General features: G+C 33.4%; 18 protein-coding genes (1 of these 18 cut by a window edge). 15 read left to right on the top strand and 3 right to left on the bottom strand.

The window, feature by feature from the left end; genetic code table 11:
• Nucleotides 1-12: 12 nt before the first annotated feature.
• The 8 genes from TETH514_RS09205 (at nt 13) to TETH514_RS09170 (ending at nt 12300) form a co-directional block, all read left to right on the top strand.
• Nucleotides 13-1911, top strand: coding sequence for a site-specific DNA-methyltransferase (locus TETH514_RS09205; protein ID WP_009052459.1), 1899 nt, complete (start codon nt 13-15; stop codon nt 1909-1911).
• Between the two features lie 12 nt (nt 1912-1923).
• Nucleotides 1924-5022: a DEAD/DEAH box helicase family protein gene (locus TETH514_RS09200; RefSeq protein WP_009052458.1), complete on the top strand. Its 3099-nt coding sequence runs from the start codon at nt 1924-1926 to the stop codon at nt 5020-5022.
• 154 nt (nt 5023-5176) lie between these two features.
• The gene (locus TETH514_RS09195) at nt 5177-6898 is read left to right on the top strand and encodes an MrcB family domain-containing protein (RefSeq protein ID WP_232195818.1); all 1722 of its coding nucleotides are present in this window, start codon (nt 5177-5179) and stop codon (nt 6896-6898) included.
• The gene (locus TETH514_RS09190) at nt 6873-9347 is read left to right on the top strand and encodes a DUF2357 domain-containing protein (protein ID WP_009052456.1); all 2475 of its coding nucleotides are present in this window, start codon (nt 6873-6875) and stop codon (nt 9345-9347) included. Before TETH514_RS09195 ends, TETH514_RS09190 begins: the two co-directional genes overlap by 26 nt.
• A 51-nt stretch (nt 9348-9398) precedes the next feature.
• Entirely contained in the window at nt 9399-10073 is a 675-nt protein-coding gene (locus tag TETH514_RS09185) for a M48 family metallopeptidase (protein WP_009052455.1), read from the top strand.
• A gap of 44 nt (nt 10074-10117) precedes the next feature.
• Complete coding sequence (locus TETH514_RS09180) at nt 10118-10675, top strand: GNAT family N-acetyltransferase (RefSeq protein ID WP_006570348.1); 558 nt, start codon at nt 10118-10120, stop codon at nt 10673-10675.
• 268 nt (nt 10676-10943) lie between these two features.
• Nucleotides 10944-11378: a signal peptidase II gene (gene lspA / locus TETH514_RS09175; RefSeq protein ID WP_009052454.1), complete on the top strand. Its 435-nt coding sequence runs from the start codon at nt 10944-10946 to the stop codon at nt 11376-11378.
• Between the two features lie 4 nt (nt 11379-11382).
• Entirely contained in the window at nt 11383-12300 is a 918-nt protein-coding gene (locus tag TETH514_RS09170) for an RluA family pseudouridine synthase (RefSeq protein ID WP_009052453.1), read from the top strand.
• A 289-nt stretch (nt 12301-12589) separates the two neighbouring features.
• Here the strand turns inward: TETH514_RS09170 and TETH514_RS09165 are convergent, their stop codons facing one another.
• Nucleotides 12590-13585 carry an AIR synthase family protein gene (locus TETH514_RS09165; RefSeq protein WP_009052452.1) on the bottom strand — a complete coding sequence of 332 codons (996 nt, stop codon included), beginning with the start codon at nt 13583-13585 and terminating at the stop codon, nt 12590-12592.
• Between the two features lie 216 nt (nt 13586-13801).
• Between TETH514_RS09165 and pyrR the strand changes: the two genes are divergently transcribed.
• The 7 genes from pyrR (at nt 13802) to pyrE (ending at nt 19965) form a co-directional block, all read left to right on the top strand.
• Nucleotides 13802-14338: a bifunctional pyr operon transcriptional regulator/uracil phosphoribosyltransferase PyrR gene (gene pyrR, locus TETH514_RS09160; protein WP_003868400.1), complete on the top strand. Its 537-nt coding sequence runs from the start codon at nt 13802-13804 to the stop codon at nt 14336-14338.
• A gap of 205 nt (nt 14339-14543) precedes the next feature.
• The gene (locus TETH514_RS09155) at nt 14544-15458 is read left to right on the top strand and encodes an aspartate carbamoyltransferase catalytic subunit (RefSeq protein ID WP_003868401.1); all 915 of its coding nucleotides are present in this window, start codon (nt 14544-14546) and stop codon (nt 15456-15458) included.
• A 1-nt stretch (nt 15459) separates the two neighbouring features.
• The gene (locus TETH514_RS09150; RefSeq protein WP_003868402.1) at nt 15460-16755 is read left to right on the top strand and encodes a dihydroorotase; all 1296 of its coding nucleotides are present in this window, start codon (nt 15460-15462) and stop codon (nt 16753-16755) included.
• A 58-nt stretch (nt 16756-16813) separates the two neighbouring features.
• Complete coding sequence (gene pyrF, locus TETH514_RS09145) at nt 16814-17737, top strand: orotidine-5'-phosphate decarboxylase (protein ID WP_003868403.1); 924 nt, start codon at nt 16814-16816, stop codon at nt 17735-17737.
• A gap of 8 nt (nt 17738-17745) precedes the next feature.
• Nucleotides 17746-18474 carry a dihydroorotate dehydrogenase electron transfer subunit gene (locus TETH514_RS09140; protein WP_009052451.1) on the top strand — a complete coding sequence of 243 codons (729 nt, stop codon included), beginning with the start codon at nt 17746-17748 and terminating at the stop codon, nt 18472-18474.
• Nucleotides 18471-19379 (top strand): dihydroorotate dehydrogenase, encoded by a 909-nt coding sequence (locus TETH514_RS09135; RefSeq protein ID WP_009052450.1) that lies wholly within the window; start codon nt 18471-18473, stop codon nt 19377-19379. The genes TETH514_RS09140 and TETH514_RS09135 overlap by 4 nt, the downstream gene beginning before the upstream one ends.
• Before the next feature lie 13 nt (nt 19380-19392).
• Nucleotides 19393-19965 carry an orotate phosphoribosyltransferase gene (gene pyrE, locus TETH514_RS09130; protein WP_012268739.1) on the top strand — a complete coding sequence of 191 codons (573 nt, stop codon included), beginning with the start codon at nt 19393-19395 and terminating at the stop codon, nt 19963-19965.
• Here pyrE and TETH514_RS09125 read toward each other — a convergent pair.
• Both TETH514_RS09125 and TETH514_RS09120 read right to left on the bottom strand, forming a co-directional pair.
• The gene (locus TETH514_RS09125; RefSeq protein WP_003868407.1) at nt 19962-20195 is read right to left on the bottom strand and encodes a peptidoglycan-binding protein; all 234 of its coding nucleotides are present in this window, start codon (nt 20193-20195) and stop codon (nt 19962-19964) included. The two genes, pyrE and TETH514_RS09125, sit on opposite strands and share 4 nt — an antisense overlap.
• 66 nt (nt 20196-20261) lie before the next feature.
• Nucleotides 20262-21349: the 3' portion of a class I SAM-dependent rRNA methyltransferase gene (locus TETH514_RS09120; protein WP_009052448.1), read on the bottom strand. It continues 88 nt past the right edge of the window; 1088 of the gene's 1176 nt are visible here — the last part of the coding sequence; the start codon falls outside the window, past its right edge; it ends in the stop codon at nt 20262-20264.

The raw sequence follows: 21349 nt of genomic DNA, 5'->3' as shown, positions 1-21349 counted from the left end.
AGGGGTAATAAAATGGAAAATAAAGTGTCAAAGGAAATATTTAATCCAGTCCAAGATAATATCAAAAAGCTTGCTGAGTTATTTCCTGCTGTTGTAAAAGATGGTCAAGTAGATTTTGAAGCGCTAAAACAGGAACTTGGCCAAGTTGAAGAGGTAGGGAAGGAAAAGTATGAGCTTACCTGGCCAGGGAAGACTTTAGCAAAACAGCTTGCCTTAACCGATGTAGTTGGAAAAACCTTAAAGTATGTACCTGAAGAGAGCAAAAATCCGGATACTACAGAAAATCTTTATATAGAAGGAGATAACTTGGAGGTCTTAAAACTTCTTAGAAATTCGTACTATGGCAAGATAAAAATGATTTACATAGATCCGCCCTATAACACCGGCAATGACTTTATCTATAAAGATGACTTTAAAAAATTAAAAGAAGAAAGCGACAAAGAAGAAGGTGAACTTGATGAAAACGGTGAGCGTTTAATTAAAAACCAGCGAAGTTCTGCACGCTTCCATTCCAATTGGTTGAATATGATGTATCCACGCTTAAAAGTAGCTAAGGATTTGCTTTCCGATGATGGAGTAATTTTTATTAGTATTGATGATAATGAAGTGGCAAATTTAAGAAAGATTTGTGATGAGATTTTTGGGGAGGAGAATTTTATTGCAACTATTATCTGGGAGAAAAAATATGGAATTCAAAATGATGCAAAATGGTTCTCAACAAGTCATGATTACATAATTGCAGTAGCAAAGAATAAAGAAGTATTTAGGCCAACATTATTACCAAGAACAGATAAGCAAAATGCTAGGTATAAAAATCCAGACAATGACCCTCGTGGGCCGTGGATAAGTGATAACCTTAGTGTAGGCAGAGTTACTGAAAAGGATATTTATGAAATTATTACACCAAGTGGAAGAAAAGTATTGCCTCCCCCAGGTAATAGTTGGCGAGTTTCAAAAGAAAAATTTGAAGAATTAGTAAAAGATAATCGAATCTGGTTTGGTGAAGATGGTAATAATGTTCCCAGGATAAAAAGATTTTTATCTGAAGTCAAGAATGGGATTACTCCTAAAACTATATGGGAATATAGTGAAGTAGGTCATACTGATAGTGCTGCAAAAGAATTAAGGGCATTACTTAAAGGTTCTATTTTTGATTATCCTAAACCTGTTGATTTAGTAAAACGGTGTATTCATATAGGTACAAAGCATGATTCTATAGTTCTTGACTTCTTCTCTGGTTCAGCTACAACAGCTCATGCCGTTATGGAGCTTAATGCTGAAGATGGTGGCAAACGCAAATTTATAATGGTGCAACTTCCTGAAAGGGTAGATGAAGAATCAGAAGCCTATAAAGCTGGCTTTAAAACCATTGCCGATATTGGTAAAGAGAGGATTCGTAGGGCTGGAGAAAAGATTAAAGAAGAATTTAAGGATAAGGAGTGGATTGATGACCTTGATATTGGTTTTAAAGTTTTTAAGGTAGGTAAAACAAATATTCGATGGAATGATGATGCTCTTAAAGGTGAGCAGATTACTTTAAGCGAAAGCGCTCTTTCTGTTAAGGATGCTTTAGACTTTAATCCTGGCTTTACTGATATTGATGTAGTTTATGAGATTATGCTACGTCACAGAGATTTCCCACTTACATCTAAAATTGAAAAACTTACCAATATAGGGAATCGAACATATATGTTTGCCGATAGTGTAGTTGTATGTCTTGAAGAAACGATTACCAGTGATATTGTGGATAAAATAGCTTCTTTAGAACCAAAACCGATAAAAATTATTTTTAGAGATAGTGCTTTTGATGATGATATTTCTTTGAAGTTAAATATTTTGCACAGACTTGATACACAAATAAAGCTTTTTAACCAGGGAAAAGACCAGACTTACAGAGTAGAGTTTATTTAAGGAGTGGGCTAAATGACAAGGAAAGTTATATTTAACTTTGATGATAATTTAGAATACCAAAAGAAAGCTATCAACTCAGTTGTAGCCCTCTTTAGAGGACAAGATCGGGAGCTGGGAGATGTAATTTATCGTGGGAAAACCCGACATATAGGACGTATATCTGAGGAAATTATAAGGAATAGATTGGACATAGGAAGAAATGTTATTCTAGAAAATTTACGAGAAATACAAACGCAAAATATGCTATTTCCCTCTGCTGATTTACAGCCTATATATAATTTTTCTGTAGAAATGGAAACAGGTACTGGTAAAACTTACGTATATTTGCGGACTATTTTGGAGCTCTATAAAAATTATAATTTTTTAAAGTTTATAATTGTAGTGCCTACAGTGGCTATTCGTAAAGGAGTAGAAAAAAATATTGAAATTTTGAAAGAACATTTAAAAACCCTTTATGACCTTGACATTTCAAATTATGCTTTCGTTTATGATTCAAATAACTTAAATAAGTTAATGGACTTTGTGGAAGCTAGGGATTTACGCATTGTAATTATGAATATACAGGCATTTAATAAAGACAGCAATAAAATTCGCAGAGAAGATGAAAGAGGGCGAGTTTTGTGGGACCTAATAAAATATACTAAACCAATTGTCATTATAGATGAACCACAGCGACTTGAAGGAAATGGGAAAAAGAAAAGTGCTTCTTTAAAGGCTATTGAAGAATTGGATCCGCTATTCATTTTAAGGTATTCAGCAACTCATAAAAAGCTTTACCATCAAGTATATAAACTTGATTCGTACCAGGCTTATAAACAGGATTTAGTAAAGAAAATTGAGGTTAAAACTGTTTATGGCAATATCAGTAAAGACTACCCTTATGTTCGCTATATAGAATTTACCCGGGACTTAAAAGCAAAAATTGAAATTTTCTATCGTGAACCGGGCGGGCAGGTTAAATTACGTACCTTCAATGTGCAAAAAGGGGTAAGCCTTTATGAATTATCCGGAGAATTATCCCAATATAGAGATATGATTGTATTGGAAGACCCGCACAAAATTAACGGATTGAAAATTGGTTATAAGGAAGGTATCTTAATATTAAAAGAAGGAGAAAATAATTATAACTTAGATGAACTGGACTTAATCAGAATATTAATCCGTTTAACTATACAAACGCATTTAACAAAGCAACTAAAAATTTTAGAAAAAGGCTATAAAATCAAAGTTTTGTCCCTTTTCTTTATAGATCGGGTTAAAAATTTTAGAGATAGTGAAGCACCTGACGGCCGAGGAATTTATGCCCGCATTTTTGATGAGGAATATGAGAAAGTAATTAAAGATCCAAGATATAATGAACTTTTTAAAAAATATCCTGATTTATTTCCTGAATACAAAAATGTGCAAAAGGTAAGAGAAGGTTATTTTGCACGGGATAAGAAAAATAATGAAACTGAGATAGAGGATTGGGACTGGGGGAAAGATGAATTAGAGGTAAAAGCTAAATCTCAGGAAGATATTGAACGTGGAATACAACTTATTTTAGAGAAAAAGGATGAACTAATTTCTTTTGATGAACCATTGGCATTTATTTTTTCTCATTCAGCTTTAAGAGAAGGCTGGGATAACCCTAATGTTTTCCAACTGTGTACATTAAAAAAAGGAAGTTCAGAAATTGCTAAAAAGCAAGAAATAGGACGAGGCTTGCGACTGCCAGTGGATATTTATGGAAACCGGTGTTTTGACAGTGAAATAAATGTTTTGACTGTAATTGCCAATGACTATTACGATCACTTCGCTGAAGCCTTGCAAAAAGATTTTAGATTGGAGGAAGGACTAGATCAGGAAGAAGTTACTTTTGAAGTTATTTATCAAACCTTGGCAGACGCTGGGATTCCAGAGGAATTTCTTGTGGCAGATACAGTAGAAGCTTTTAGGACTGAACTTATTAATGCTGGAATTATTAATGCTAAAACTAACCAACTAACGAAAGATGCAGCAGAGATAATATATTATGATTTTACAAATGCAATTTTACAACCGTATCAGGAAGCTATTAAAGAGAAATTTATAGAAAATATGAAAGCAAAAGGAAGTAAGCGAATTGAGATTAAAAATGGTGATGAAGAACCTGTGGAAAATGGATATAACAGTTTTGTAACGGAAAAAGAATTTCAAAAGCTTTTAGCAGAATTACGTGAACGAATAAACAAAAGAACAATTTACCATGTAAACATTGATAAAGAGGAGTTTATTAAACAAAGTATAGAAGAAATCAATAAACATCTTACTTATAAATCTATTTATCGTCAATATGAAGTAGCAACAGGAGGTATAGATTTCAAAAAATCTAATGAGTTGCAAATACATGATCCTGCTAAATTTACAATTAATCTTGGAACAGAAGCAATAGAAAATAATAAAAGTGATTTTGAAATAATAAATTATCTCATGCATCAAACTTTCTTGCCAAGGAAAGCTTTAATCAGAATTTATTCAGCTTTAGAAAATAAAATTTTATTGCAGAAACAAGAGATTTTAGATGAAGTAATTAAGATTCTCCAGAATAAATTGAATGAATTCCAGGCTAAGAATATAGAATATGAGGTTTTGGATGGAGTTGTGTTTGAAGAGAAGAATATTTTTGCTGTGGATGAAATTGAACAATGGATGCTAAATGAAAGTGCTAAAAAAGCATATAAAACAAAAGAAGAATACCGAAAAGCTCTCCAGAAATATATCCGTGTAGATAGCCATGGGGAGTATGAATTTGCTAGAAGCCTTGATGAAGATCCTGATGTTCTTCTCTTCACAAAATTAAAAAAGGGAGGACTTGTAATTGAAACCCCTTATGGAAATTATACCCCTGACTGGGCAATAATCCATAAAGTTGATGATCATAGAGCAAAGTTGTATTTTATTGTAGAGTCAAAATTTGATAAAGAAAGAGTTAATTTAACCGATGTGGAAAAAGCCAAAATTGAATGTGCCCGTAAACATTTTGCCACCGTATCCAGTGATGTAGTTTTTGATTGGGTCAATAGCTATGAAAGATTTAAAGATATTGTAAATAGAAGTATACAAAAAAATAATGTAGTGAAAGGAAGTTAAAAGAGGCTTAAGAAGGAATTTTTAAAATACATGTCGAAATATATAAAGTGTTTAATTAAATAAAAATGGGATATTTTGAATAATAACTAGAGAAATTTATATTTTTGAGAAAGGTAAGATAAAAATGTCACTAAAGACTCTTTTTAAAGAGGTTATGGATAATTATATAAAAGCAAGAACCTCACAGCCATTTAAAGGAAATAGAATAGGAGATATATTACGAAAAGAAATACCTCAGGAGATACAAAAATTTGATTTTATAGGTGATGAATATTTTATTAAAGGCTCTAATGGTCAAGGTAACTGGGCAGAAATTCCTTGGGTTGCTATTATGGACAAAAATATTACACAAACTACAATGGAAGGGGTATATATTGTTTATCTATTTTCTTCTGATATGAAAAGGCTATATTTAACTTTGAATCAAGGCTATACTAAGTTAAAAGATAAATATGGTAAACTTGTGGCCATTAAAAAAATGTTATCTCTTGCTTTAAAGATAAGGAGTAAAATGGAGGCAAAGGGATGGAATACAGATAATAATTTATCAATTGGCAATGAATTTTATGAAAAAGGGACAATATTTTATAAAAAATATGAGAATAATGATTTACCAGATGATGAAACATTAAAAAATGACCTTCATGATTTGATAAATATTTATAAAAATGTTTCTGTTTTAAGCGGTGAAGATAAGGAACAAATATATGAAAATGAGGAAGATTATATACCTGACAACGATACTAGTTATAACGTCAAAGATGAACTTGATTACATAAAAAGTTACATAAAAAATCATGGGTTTAGCTACAATGATAAGTTAATAGAAAATTTTTATTTATCCTTGAAGTCAAAGCCATTTTTAATTCTTGCTGGTATTTCAGGTACTGGGAAAAGCAAACTTGCAAGACTTTTTGCGGAGGCTATCGGTTGCAATACCAAGAATGGACGATTTATGTTGGTACCTGTAAGACCCGACTGGTCAGATTCTACGGAATTATTAGGTTACAAAGATATGCATAATAAATTTCATCCTGGTGTTTTAACAAATTTTATAAAAAAGGCTATAAACGATATAAATAGACCTTACTTTTTTGTATTGGATGAAATGAACCTTGCACGTGTAGAGTATTATTTCAGCGATATTCTTTCAATTATAGAGTCACGAAAAAAGGATGGCGATAGAATTGTTACAGATCCCCTTTTGATCAAAGAACTGTTAGATGAAAATTCTTTCCATGAATATGGCAATTTGTACATACCTGAAAATTTATATTTCATTGGCACTGTTAATATGGATGAGACTACGTTTCCCTTTAGCAAAAAAGTGCTTGATAGAGCAAATGTTATTGAGTTTTCTGATGTAAACCTCGATTATTTTGTTGGAGATATCGAAGAAATTACTGAAAAAGTATTAAACAATAGTTTTTTGAAGAGTGAATTTTTAACATTAAATGATTGTCTTGATTATAGGGAAATTATTGATGATGTGATTTTGGTTTTAAAAAAAATTAATGATGTTCTAAGAGAAGGAAATTTGCATTTTGGTTATAGGGTGAGAGATGAAATAAGTTTTTATATGATATACAATGAGTTAAATGGTTTAATGGATTTTGATGAAGCGATGGATTTAGAAATATTGCAAAAGATTTTGCCCAGGATACACGGAAGCAGTATCAGTATAAAGAAAATACTTGTCGAATTATTTAAAATATGTTCTGGCAATTATGAAGCCAAGTATGATTATGAGGATATGGATGTTAGTGATAAGATGCTTAAAGATATGGATAATTGTGTATATCCAAGGTCAGCAGAAAAAATTATTTATATGGTAAGGAGATATGAAGAAGATGGATTTACGTCATACTGGCTCTGATGTTGACCTGCTTTATATATCTACTCCGAAATTTGATTTTTCAATAAAAGGCAATCCCTATCATCCTAATGTTGGAGCTTTAAATATCAATGAAAACGTAAGGGCAAAAATATATATCTCGTGTACAGAATATACTGCTAAAATTTATTCGCCAATAGAGGATAAGTTGGTGTCATATACGGGGGATAGTTATCCTCTTTTTTATGAACAGCAAAATTATGAAATTGTGATTGAGAAAAAAACTGATGATGAGGTGTCATTTTGGCATGAGAATATAAATATTAGGAACAAAGTACGTTTTGTAGGTGCTTCCAAAAGAGTATTATCAGGTATTATTAATTTTAAAAATGATATTGGATATTCAGAGCTTATTATGCTAGTGAATAATCGAGAATATCTAAAGGTAACTATTGAGGTTTTTCCTTCTAAAATTGACTATCAAAAGGATTATTATGCTCTTTTACAAGATATTAACAATGAATTATACAACCTTATATTTGATTTTTATAAAAGGACATACTTTTATAGCATGACTAAAAACAAGGTAGGAAACAGCCTCACTGAATTTTTTGCGATTATAAATCAAGTGTTTGATAAGTTAAATAAATCGATCATGATTGTGCTAAATATGCCCCATCATGTATTAAAAAAAGATAGGGAAATACTCAAATATTATACTGCAAAAAGGGTTGACAGAGAGGGAATAAAATGGATTAACAAGCATCCTCAATATGTGAAGAACATTAATGGGGAAATAATAGTTGACAAAGTTTGCTCTGTAAAGAGTTCTATTACCTATGATACATATGAAAACAGATTGGTAAAATACATTATAAAATCTATAATAAAAAAGCTTAATTTAGTTAAGAAAAATTATGAAAAAGAATCAAGTATTGTTGATGAAAATATTAAAAAAAGCATTGAAGCGATGATATATAAGCTTGGAAGGCATTTAAATTACAGTTTTTTGAAAGATGTTGGAGATATATATACTATGAATTCACTTTCCCTTGTGCTTAATATGGCGCCAGGATACAAGGATGTTTATAAATATTATATTATGCTTTTAAAGGGACTTATGATAAGGGAATACATTTTTAAAATATCTATGAAAGATTTGGCTATATTATATGAATATTGGTGTTTTATCAAACTTAATTCAATATTGAGAGAAAAATATAGTCTTGTAAAGCAAGGTATTATTAAATTTAATAATCGAGGACTTACTGTTACTTTGACAAAAGGCGAGGAGACTCGTGTTGAATATCAAAATCCAAAAAATGGGGAGATATATTCCCTAGTGTACAATAAGAAATTTAAATATGATAATATCCCAACTACACCTCAAATGCCTGATAATATATTATCGTTGAGTAAAGTTGGATCAAATACTATATTTAAATATGTACTTGATGCAAAATACAAAATAAATCCTGCAGTTGTTGATACAGATTATTATAATAAATATCGTTCTCCAGGTCCGGAAGAAGAGGATATAAACACTATGCATAGATACCGTGATGCCGTTGTGTATGAAAATAAAAATAATAAAAATTTTGAGAGAATGGTTTTCGGGGCTTTTGTATTGTTTCCATATTCTGACGAAGAAAAATATAAAGAACATCATTTTTATAAAAGTATTGAAAAAGTTAATGTGGGAGGACTGCCATTTTTACCTGGTTCTACTAAGCTTGTTGAGAAATTCATAGATGACCTTATAAATAATTCTTTTGAGTCAGCTTTTGAAGATTCAGTTTTTCAAGGTGGTACATATGAATACATTGATCAAGTAAAGTTTGATGATAAAGAAGTACTTGTTGCTCCGTTGTCAAGTAAAGAGCAGCTTGATATAAATCTCAAATATAATTTTTATCATATACCTTATAAAAATATTAAGTCTAGCGGTATGAAGTTTAAATATGTTGCGATATACCAGTCAATCAAAAAATTTGATAAAGAAGCTGGGATACACTATTATGGGAGGATAAAAGGTTTTGAAATAGTAAAAAGGAAAGATATAAAAGAAATACCAAAGGATTCTGATGAGTTATATGTGAAATTTGAAATAGAAGAATGGAAAAAGCTTGAAAGACCTATTACTTGTGGTTCTTTTGGAGTTACGAATCGTATATATACTAATTTGTTTCTTCTTAAGAATGCAAAAAATGTATCAGAACTTTGTATAAAAACAAAAGAAGACTATAGACTTTATTTGGAACTTAAGAGGTTGTATGAGCATCAAGAAGAATTTTTAAAAGTCAATATTAATAGTAAAGTGATTGACGAAAATACAAAAATAACAGGCTTTAAAATAGGGAATTTAACGATATTTATAAATGAGGGTTATTATAATATCTATAAAGATGATATTTTACGAGACAAAATACCTATAGAAGAATTTTCAAAAAGACCCAATGCAATTATAAAGAGGATAAGAAATAAGATGTAGTATATTTAAAAAAGAATTAAGTATCTTATCACCATTATAGGAAGTGAAATTATGTTAGACATAAAGATTGAGAAAATAATACGTTCAAAAAGAAAGACAATAGCATTGCAGATTACAGATAATGCTACTCTTATAGTGAAAGCACCTTTTGGTATAGATGAAAAGACGATTTTTGATGTGATACAAAAGCATTCAAGGTGGATTGAGGAGAAAAAGAAGGAGATAGAGGCAAGGGGTCCTAAAGCTTTAAAAAAGGAATTTGTGAATGGGGAAGGGTTTTTATATCTTGGTAAGTATTATAAGCTGTATATAGTAGATAATCAGGAGGTTCCTCTTAAGCTTGAAGATGGTTTTTATCTTTCAAGGGATTTTTTAAATAAAGCAAAAGAGGTTTTTATTGATTGGTATAAAAAAGAAGCTTTTAAGAAGATATCTGAAAGAGTCAAGTGGTATGCACAAAAGAGTAATTTAAAATACAATAAGATAAATATTACGTCTGCACAAAAAAGGTGGGGTTCTTGTTCTTCAAATGGAAACTTAAACTTTTCATGGAGACTTATAATGGCTCCTATTTCTGTAATAGACTATGTTGTTGTGCATGAGCTTGCACACTTGGAAGAAAGAAATCATGGAAAGAATTTCTGGATAAAAGTAAAGATGTTAATGCCGGATTATAAAAAGCAGGAAGACTGGCTCAAGAAAAATGGTTATTTGCTGAATTTGTAAGTGAAAATTAATTGTATATATTTTTAAGGAAGGAAGTAAAAAATATGGAAAAGTTTTATCAACCTGTTCTTGAGACTCCAAGGCTTATATTAAAGAAAATAAGTTTAGAAGATGCGGAAGACATGTTTGAATACGCAAGGGATCCAGAAGTTACAAAATATGTATCATGGGAATATCATAAAAGTATTGAGGATTCTGTAAAGTTTATTAATCTTTTGTTGTCAAAATATGCAAATAGTGAGCCTTCAGACTGGGGATTATATTTAAAAGAAAATGGCAAATTAATTGGAACATGTGGATATGTATTTATAGATGAAAAGAATATGACAGGAGAAATAGGGTATGTGCTTGGCAAAAAATACTGGAATAAAGGATTTATGACAGAGGCAGTTAAAAAAGTAATAGAGTTTGGCTTTAAAAAGTTGAATCTTAATAGAATACAGGCAAGGTGCAAGGTGGAAAATATACCTTCTGAGAGAGTAATGCAAAAAGTTGGTATGAAGTTTGAAGGGATATTGAGAGAAACAGTTTTTATAAAAGGGAGATTTTGGGATATGAAGATGTATTCTATTTTGAAAAGAGAGTATGAATTAAATAATTAGATTATAGACTAGAAAATTAATCAGTTTTTTTAGCCATCTAAGGCAATAAGCGCCTTATATTGGATGGCTTGTTTTGCATAAAATTTAGAATATTCTTTGTGTCTAAAGGAAATATTTAATTTTAATTATTCATTACAGACATAGATTAATATTTTGCAGAAAGTTTAATTATAAATTAAGCTATAGTTTAATTTGTAATTTTTCTGTATAATATATTCGTACAGCAATATGGTTAGAAAAACAAATGAATACATAGGAGGAATTGGCATTGGCGATAGTTATTGTAGCTTTTGTGGTTTTTCTTGACCAATTGACGAAGTATCTTGCAGTGAAGTACCTTATGCTTATAGGAAGTTATCCGGTTATAAAGAATTTTTTTCATCTTACTTATGTGGAGAATAAAGGTGCGGCATTTGGTATGCTTCAGAATAAGACTCTTTTTTTTATAGTTATAACAGTAATTGTAGGGGCTGTGCTAATTTATTCTATGATTAAACTGCCAGGGAATAGTGTGTATAATTATACACTTGCTATGATTTTAGGTGGCGCTATTGGAAATCTTATTGACAGAGTTAGATTGGGATATGTTGTAGACTTTATTGATTTTAAATTTTTCCCTGCGGTTTTTAATGTTGCAGATTCTTTTATAGTTATAGGAGCTATTATATTAGGATATCTTATGATTTTTAAGGAGAAGGCGTGATGTGATGAACATAGTAGATAAGATAGTTTTGCAAGGAGAAAAAGAGGATGAGGGAAAGAGAATAGACGTTTTTCTTGCGGCAGAATTAGATTACACAAGGTCTTATATTAAAAAATTGATTGTGGATGAGCTTGTTTTTGTAAATGGTAAAACGGTAAAGCCCAGTTATAAGGTAAAAGAGAATGATGAGGTTGTTGTAAATATCCCAGAGGCAGAGAAAATTGATGTACTGCCAGAAAATATACCTTTGGATATTCTTTATGAAGACGATGATATAATTGTGATAAATAAGCCACAGGGAATGGTAGTGCATCCGGCGCCGGGTAATTACAGCGGTACACTTGTTAATGCACTTCTTTACCACTGTAAAAATTTATCGGGAATTAACGGCATTTTAAGGCCGGGTATAGTTCACAGGCTTGATAAGGATACCTCTGGTGTGATGGTTGTTGCTAAAAATGATAAGGCCCACATAAGCCTTTCTAATCAAATAAAAGAGAGAAGTGTTTTTAAAAAATATGTTGCTATTGTAGAGGGAGTTATAAAAGATGAAGAGGGGAAAATTGAGGCACCTATAGGAAGGCACCCTGTTGACAGAAAGAAGATGGCTGTAATAGAGGATGGAAGATATGCTCTTACATTGTACAAAGTTTTGGAGCGGTTTAAAGAAAATACATTAGTAGAGGCGGTTATAAAGACAGGTAGGACTCATCAGATAAGAGTGCATATGGCTTATATAGGACATCCTATTGTAGGAGACCATGTTTATGGCTTTAAGAGGCAAAAGTTTAAGTTGGAAGGACAGGCATTACATTCAAGTGTTTTAGGATTTATGCATCCTACAAAAGGAGTTTACATGGAGTTTGAAGCTCCACTTCCTGAGTATTTTAAAAAATTGATAGAGATTTTGAGAAATAAATAAAGATAGGATTAAGTGGTAATCCTCAGACTGTAGACAAATTTTCGAAAATAGGATATTTTGCATAAGGCACGACTTGTGACAAAGCGATAACAAAACTTAACGAGACCGAGGGTGGAGGCAGGGCCGTAGCCACGGATGGCAGAGGCGGGCACTAAGACAAGGATGTCGAATGTGCCCGGTACCCTGCCGGAGCCCGAAGGTCGAGTTTAGTTTTGTCGCTTTGGAACATCGGAGTGACGATGCGAAATATCCTATTTAAAAATTTTTGACTTTGTCAACAAGCTGAGGATTAAGTGGTAATCCTATCTTTATTGACAAGGTATATCTCATCTCGCTCTGGTGGAGTTATTTCTTCTTTTCCTTTTGATGTTATTAAATATTTCCCTTCTTTTATAATTTTACCTATTATTGTAGTTTGTATTCCTTTTTCAGATAGAGATTTGACTATTTTATCTCCATCACTGGCAGTAATTATCATTGAACCGCTGGATATGAGCTTTAAAGGGTTTATGCCAAAAAAACGGCAAATTTCTTTTGTTTCAGGGCGTACTGGCAATTTTTCCTCATATATTTCAATGCCAAGGCCTGATGCTTCTGCGATTTCATAGGCTGCTCCTAATATTCCTCCTTCTGTTATATCGTGCATTGCATTTGCACCATTTTGTGCTGCAATAAGTCCTTCTTCTATGACACTTATTTCGTTTATAAAACTTTGTGCTTTTAAGATAAAATCTTTATCGTAGCGCTTTAGCAGCAAATCTTCATAGTCAGTTGCTAAAATTGCTGTGCCTTCAAGGCCTAAAGCTTTTGTAACTATGACATCATCGCCTATTTTTGCGCCTTTTGTGGTTATGTACTCACCTTTTTTAGCCATGCCAATTGCTGTTGTGCTTATAATAGGCTTGTTTACTGTAGTGGTTATTTCTGTGTGGCCTCCTAAAACTTCTATGTTGAGCTTTTTTGCTGCTTTATCTATTTCTTCCATTAAATTATGGAGTACAGATTCATCACTGCCTTCGGGCAGTAGTATAGTTGATAATATTCCAATTGGCTTTGCGCCACAAGAAGCTAAATCATTACAGGATATTATGACAGATAAAAAGCCGCTTAATTTCTCTGCTGCTGTTATGGGGTCTGTTGAAAGGACCGCCACGTATTCGCCGAAATCGATTATGCTACTGTCTTCTCCTAATTGGGAGTGGACTAAAACTTCTTTTCTTTTAACTCCGAGATATGGGAAAACACTTCTTTTTAGTATTTCTACAGGTACTTTTCCTACTTCCATTTTGTCACATCCTTCTTTTAATATTGGTGTCAATACTAACATCTTAGCACAATTTTTATTTTTTTTAAATATTCCTATGGACAATTTAAAAAGAATGTGATAATATATAAAAAAGCAAAGTTCTTTAAGCAGTCCTGTGAGGCTGGCAAGGTTACCATAATGTAGCATAAAAAACTTCTTGTCAGTGCAAGAAGTTTTTTTGTGGAGGTTGTGAAGTTGAAGATAAAAGCAGAGATAATGGATGAAAAAGCTATAGACAGAGCGCTCATACGAATAGCCCATGAAATTGTGGAAAGGAATAAAGGCATTGAAGATGTGGTTTTGGTAGGTATTAAGACAAGAGGAGTGCCTTTAGCAGAAAGGATAGCGAAGTATATATCGCGAATTGAAGGGAAAAAGCCTCCAGTAGGGTCGCTGGATATCACCTTATATCGCGATGACCTCACGACAGACCTTGAACAGCCTTTAGTGAAGAAAAAAGATATAGGTGTAGATGTAGTAGGTAAAATAGTGGTATTAGTGGATGACGTGATATACACAGGAAGGACTATAAGGGCTGCTATGGATGCAATTATCGACTTAGGAAGACCTAAAGCGATACAGCTGGCAGAACTAATTGACAGAGGGCATAGGGAATTGCCTATAAAGCCAGATTATGTAGGTAAAAATGTTCCAACATCAAAAAATGAAATAGTAAATGTAATGTTGGAGGAAGTAGACAAAGTAAACAGAGTTGTAATAACTGAAAAGTAGCACCTTTAATTTAGCCCAGCGAGGCTAAAAAGGGAGAATGATAGATATTCTCCCGGAGTATTAAACTCTAAAAAGGGAGGATTTTTTATGCCAAAATTCAGAACCCTAATTTTAACAAAAGAGAATATTTTATACAAAAAGAGTAGTACCATTTCACACTATTGTGATGTGGTTACTACTCTTTTTTTAAAAGGAGGAAGGTAATGTGAAGAGAAAAGACCTGTTAGGCATTAAGGATTTATCGAAAGAAGAAATACTAGAAGTTTTAGACACTGCAAAGGAGATGAAAAAAATTCTAAATGGAGAAAAATATTCACAGATACTAAAGGGAAAGACAGTTGTGACGATTTTTTTCGAACCTAGCACGAGGACAAGACTATCTTTTGAGATGGCAGCAAAGTATTTAGGAGCCCATTACGGCAATATAGAAGTGGCAACCAGCAGTGTGGCTAAAGGGGAGTCTTTAATAGATACCATAAGGACTGTTGAGATGATGAAGGCGGATGTGATAATAACAAGACACAACATGAGTGGAGCGCCGCATCTTATGGCAAAATACACAAATGCCTCTATCATAAACGCAGGAGATGGTATAAATGAACATCCCACCCAAGCCTTGTTGGACATGATGACAATCAGAGAAAAGAAAGAAAGCTTTGAAGGATTAAAAGTGGCAATAATAGGAGATATTATGCACAGCAGAGTTGCACGGTCAAATATATGGGGACTTAAAAAGATGGGGGCGGAAGTGAGAGTTGCAGGCCCTTCAACCTTGATGCCACCTGCAATAGAAAAATTAGGAGTCAAGGCTTACTACAATGTAGAGGAAGCAATAGAAGGAGCAGATGTGGTGATGGGGCTTAGAATACAGCTGGAAAGACAAAAAAGCGGTCTTTTTCCCTCAATTGACGAATATAGAGAGTATTTTGGGATAAATAAGGAAAGAATGAAACTTGCAAAACCTGATGCGATATTGATGCATCCAGGGCCTATAAACAGAAATGTTGAACTTACGTCAGAAGCAGCAAATGACAAGTATTCTGTTATAGAAGAACAGGTGACAAACGGTGTCGCTGTCAGGATGGCACTTTTAAAAATACTTTGTGAAAGGAGAAATTAAAATGAGGATGATTATAAAAAACGGTACGGTAATAGATGGATTTGGAAGTGAAGCCACAGCGGATATATTGATAGACTATGGTATCATAAAAGCGATTGATAAAAATATACAAGTCTCAGACGGGATAGTGATTGATGCGACAGGAAAATATGTACTTCCGGGCTTTGTTGATATGCACACCCATTTAAGGCAGCCGGGATTTGAAGAGAAAGAGACTATTAAAACAGGGACAGAGGCGGCAGCAACAGGAGGGTATACAACTGTTGCCTGCATGCCAAATACAAATCCTCCTATAGACAATGAAATAGTAGTAGAATATGTAAAAAGCATTGCACAAAGAGAAGGAGTTGTAAAAGTACTGCCTATAGGAGCCATGACAAAGGGAATGAAAGGCGAAGAGATAACCGAAATGGCAAAACTTAAAAAAGCAGGGGTTGTTGCCTTATCTGATGATGGTTTTCCAATAATGAGCGCAGGGCTTATGAAGAGGATAATGACATACGGAAAAATGTATGACCTTCTTATGATAACTCACTGTGAAGACAAAGCCTTAAGTGGAGAAGGTGTAATGAATAGCGGAGTAATTTCAACAATGATAGGATTAAAAGGCATACCAAGAGAAGCAGAAGAAGTCATGCTTGCAAGAAATATTATACTTGCAAAGTCAACTGGTGTAAGGCTTCACATCGCACATATCTCAACAAAGGGAAGTGTCGAACTTATAAGAGAAGCGAAAGAAAAGGGAGTGAAAATAACTGCTGAAGTGACTCCTCACAATCTTACCTTGACAGATGAAGCAGTTTACAATTACGATACAAACACAAAAGCTTATCCACCCTTAAGGACAAGAGAGGATATAGAAGCATTAATAGAAGGATTGAAAGATGGCACAATAGATGCAATCGCGACAGACCATGCCCCTCACACTAAGGATGACAAAAAAGTACCTTACGACATGGCTGCTTTTGGAATATCGGGCTTAGAGACAGCCTTCTCTGTGATAAATACTTTCCTTGTACAGACAGGTAAAATAACCATAAAAGAGTTAGTCAATTACATGAGTATAAATCCTGCGAAAATATTAGGTATATCCAGTGGGATAAAGGTAGGGTCGATAGCGGATATTGTAATTGTAGACCCTTATGAAGAGTATGTAGTTGACAAAGATAAATTTAAATCAAAAGGGAAAAACACACCTTTCCATGGTATGAGGCTAAAAGGAGTTGTGGATTGTACGATAGTGGAAGGAGAAATAAAATACAAAAAGGATAGAAAAACAGAAAAAGTTGAGGTATAATTATTAATAAATATTTATACAATAAAATGAATAAATTTTCAATAAGAGGATGGTGTAGATGTTTATTGATAAATTAATTGAGAGTATAAAAGCTAAGAAAAGCCCTGTTGTAGTGGGGCTTGACCCCAGAATTGAAAAAACTCCACAATTTATAAAAGACGTTGCTTTTAAGAGAAAAGGAGAAAATATTGAAGGCATATCTGAAGCTTTATACCTTTTTAATAAAGGTATAATAGATGCAGTCTACGATATTGTACCTGCGGTCAAAATCCAAGTGGCTTTTTATGAAGCTTATGGGATAGAAGGATTTAAAGCTTTCTTTAAAACTGCGGAATACGCCAAAAGTTTAGGGCTTATGGTAATAGCGGATGTTAAAAGAGGAGATATACAAGAGGTTGCAAAAATGTATTCAAAAGCTTATTTGCAAAACCAGTTGTTTGATGCTATTACTGTAAATCCCTATATGGGTGAAGACACTATAATGCCTTATGTAGAAGATGCGATTAAATACAATAAGGGTATATTTGCACTTGTCAAGACTTCTAACAAAGGTTCTAAAGATATACAGGATATAAAAACTACCAAGGGTGAGTATGTATATCAAAGTGTTGCAAGAATGATAAATAGAATTTCAAATTCAGCAATTGGGAAATATGGCTATAGTTCTATAGGTGCAGTAGTAGGGGCAACTTATCCAGAAGAGGCAAAAGTGCTAAGAAAGGAAATGCCAAATTGCTTCTTTCTAGTGCCAGGCTATGGGGCACAAGGGGGGACTGTTGAAGATATAATGGATTGTTTTGATGAGAATGGATTTGGCGCAATAATAAATTCTTCACGGAGCGTTATCTATGCATATCAAACTCCTTACTGGAAAGATGTATATTCTGAATATGAGTATGCACAAGCGGCGAGAGCAGAAGTAATTCTTATGACAGGTATGATTAACAATGGGCTTGTTAAAAGAAAATACATCGCTTGTTGAGGTGAAAAATGGAAACCAGGATATTGTCTAATGAAAAGATAGCCACAGGTATTTATAAAATGGTATTTGAGTGGTATGAGAAAGCACACCCAGGACAATTTGTGATGGTAGACTGCAAAGGCAAGACTTTTTTAAAGAGGCCTATTAGCGTATGCTCTGTTGAGGACAAATCCTTGACAATTGTGTACCAAGTTAAAGGGGAAGGTACAAAGAATTTATCTCAAATGAAAAGTGGGGAGATAATTGAGGTAACAGGACCTCATGGAAATGGTTTTGAGATAAGGGAGGACAAAAATGTTTTAATAGTAGGAGGGGGAATAGGCATTCCTCCCCTTCTATACATTGCTAAAAAAATCAAAGCAAAAAAATTGTATATTGCGTTGGGATTTAGAAGTGAAACTTTTCTTGTAGAAGAGTTTAAAAATTTGGGAGAAGTTATTGTCACGACAGAGGACGGAAGTTTTGGGAAAAAAGGAATGGTGACACAAGTAATTGAGGATATAATTGATAAGATTGACATAATATATGGCTGTGGACCAAAACCTATGCTAAAGATATTACAAGATATTTCTCTTAAAAATAACATTCCTTGTCAAATATCTGTAGAAGAAAGGATGGCTTGTGGCATAGGAGCTTGTCTTGTATGCGCTTGCAAAGTGAAAAAAGATGGTGGTTTTGCGTACAAAAGAGTGTGCAAAGATGGTCCCGTCTTTTGGGCAGAGGAGGTGGAGTTTTGAATTTACAAGTTGAAGTTGGGGGACTTAAGTTAAAAAATCCGGTGATGACAGCTTCAGGTACTTTTGGGTTTGGAAGAGAGTACGGAGAATATATTGATTTAAATCAATTAGGGGCAATAGTTGTAAAAGGACTTACAGTAAAACCTAAAGAAGGTAATCCACCTCCACGAGTTTATGAAACTCCTTGTGGAATGCTAAACAGTGTAGGGCTTCAAAATTCGGGTGTAGATGCTTTCATTGAGAAAGAGCTGCCCTTTTTAAGAGATTATGATGTTGCTGTAATAGTAAATATTGCAGGAGAAACCATTGAGGAATTTGCTTACATGGCAAAGAAGCTTGATATAGATGGTGTTGATGGAATTGAAATAAATGTCTCCTGTCCAAATGTAAAAAAAGGTGGTATGGCTTTTGGAATAAATCCTGAGGATATATTTAATATAACAAAAGAAGTAAAAAAAGTTACACAAAAAACTGTCATTGTAAAATTAACTCCAAATGTAGGAGATATTGGAGTTTGTGCTAAAGCAGCAGAAGATGGAGGAGCAGATGCTGTATCTTTAATTAATACAATTGCAGGAATGGCTATAAATATTGATACAAGAACCCCTGTTTTTAAGAACGTGATTGCGGGTTTGTCTGGACCTGCTATAAAGCCTATTGCCCTTAGGATGGTGTATGAGGCAGCGAGAGCCGTGAAAATTCCTGTTATAGGTATGGGCGGTATAAGTTCATTTAAAGATGCATTAGAGTTTATGATTGCGGGGGCGAAGGCAGTGGCAATTGGCACTTGTAATTTTGTGAATCCCAATTGCACAATTGAAGTTATTGAGGGCATAAAACAATATATGGTTTTAAACAATATAGAAGACATAAATGAGATTATAGGTTCTTTAAAGGTTGATTAAAGGGGATGAGAAAATGGAAAAAGAAGAAGTCTTAGAGATTTTTAGCAAGTTAGGAGTAATTAACAAAGGACATTTTTTATTGACATCAGGAAAACACAGCGATACCTATTTGCAGTGTGCGAAAATATTTCAATATCCTAAATACAGCGAAATTTTTAGTAAAGAATTGGCATTAAAATTTAAAGGCCACGAAATAGATGTTGTAATAGGGCCTGCAATTGGAGGAATTATATTGGCCTATGAAGTTGCTCGTCAAGTTGGAGCAAAAGCTCTTTTTGCAGAAAGAGAAGAAGGGGTGATGAAGCTAAGAAGAGGGTTTGAAATCAAAGAAGGAGAAAATGTATTAGTGGTAGAAGATGTTGTTACTACAGGAGGTTCTGTAAAAGAGGTTATAAATTTAGTCAATTCTTTAAAAGGCAATGTTATAGGAGTTGGAAGTATAGTTGATAGAAGCGACGGAAAGGTAAATTTTGAAGTTCCTTTTAAGTCTGTAGTAAGTTTGTATGTTGAGACATATGAAAAAGAGGAATGTCCTCTTTGCAAAGAAGGCATTCCTCTTGTAAAGCCGGGAAGCAGGAAATTTTAAGGTATGAGCATATTTATAACTCTCATTGTTTCTGGTCCTACAATTCCATCCACTTTAAGACCATTGTCTCTTTGAAATCTCATGACGGCGTTTTTGGTTCTTGGCCCAAAAATGCCGTCTATTGGACCAGGGTCATAACCTAAACTTTGAAGAATCATTTGAAGCTGAAGGACATCGTATCCGACGGTACCCTCGTATAGAAGCCTGGAGCCTAATTGTTGCCTCTCCATTTTTTCACCTCATTTATACACTTTCACTATTACACAATATGATAAAAATAGGGAAAGTGTTCTTTTTTATAAGACTTGTAGAATTAGGCACTTTAAGTATTGAGTTTCTTCAGAGGCTAATAATATTGGATGGTCTTTTGATTGAGTACGTTGTTCTACAAGTCTTACATTTCTTTTAGCATCATTGGCTGCTTCTTTAATGACATCTAAAAACATATCAGGTTTTATGTGCTGTGAACAAGAACAGGTGATGAGAAAGCCTCCTTCTCTTAGAATTTTTAATGCTCTTAAATTTATTTCCTTGTATCCCCTTAATGCGTCTTTTACAGTTTCTTTGCTTTTTGTAAAGGCAGGAGGGTCTAATATTACAGTGTCAAATTTTCTATTTTCTTTGTCGTATTTCCTCAGCAAATCAAAGGCATTGTCACATACGAAATTACATCTTTCTTGATAACCATTGAGTTCTACATTCTTTTTGGCCATTTCAATGGCTTCCTCAGAGATGTCGACTGTCTCGACTCTTTTTGCTCCATAGTGTAGGGCATGTACTGTAAATGAACCAGTGTGGCTGAAACAATCAAGAACTTCTGCATCTTTGACGTAATTTTGAATTGCTCTTCTGTTTTCTTTTTGATCTAAAAAATATCCAGTCTTTTGGCCATTTTCAATGTCTACCCAAAATTTTATTCCATTTTCTTCAAATTGTTGCATTGTGTCAAACTTGCCGTACAAATAACCTTTTTGCTGTGGAAGGCCCTCTAATTCTCTTACATTTACATCATTTCTTTCATAAATTCCTTTGGGATTTAATATTTCAACAAGAAGCTTTACTATTGTTTCTTTATATCGATCTATACCTAATGAAAGTGTTTGAAGAACGAGATAGTCACCAAATTTGTCCACGATTAAAGCAGGTAAAAAATCTGCTTCTGCAAATACGACTCTACAGGAGTTTAAATTGTCCATAACCTTTTTTCTGTATTCCCAGGCTCTTTTAATTCTTTTTCTAAAAAATTCTTCATCTATTTCTTCATGAATATCCCGAGTCAATAGTCTTACTGTTATCATGGATTTTAAATTTATATAGCCTTTTCCTATGAATTCTTTTTTGTGATTTAAAACATTTACAATTCCACCTGGAGTGTAATCTCCTT

The organism is Thermoanaerobacter sp. X514 (assembly GCF_000019065.1).
Taxonomy (GTDB): domain Bacteria; phylum Bacillota; class Thermoanaerobacteria; order Thermoanaerobacterales; family Thermoanaerobacteraceae; genus Thermoanaerobacter; species Thermoanaerobacter pseudethanolicus.
This window is presented reverse-complemented; position numbering and strand designations above follow the sequence as displayed.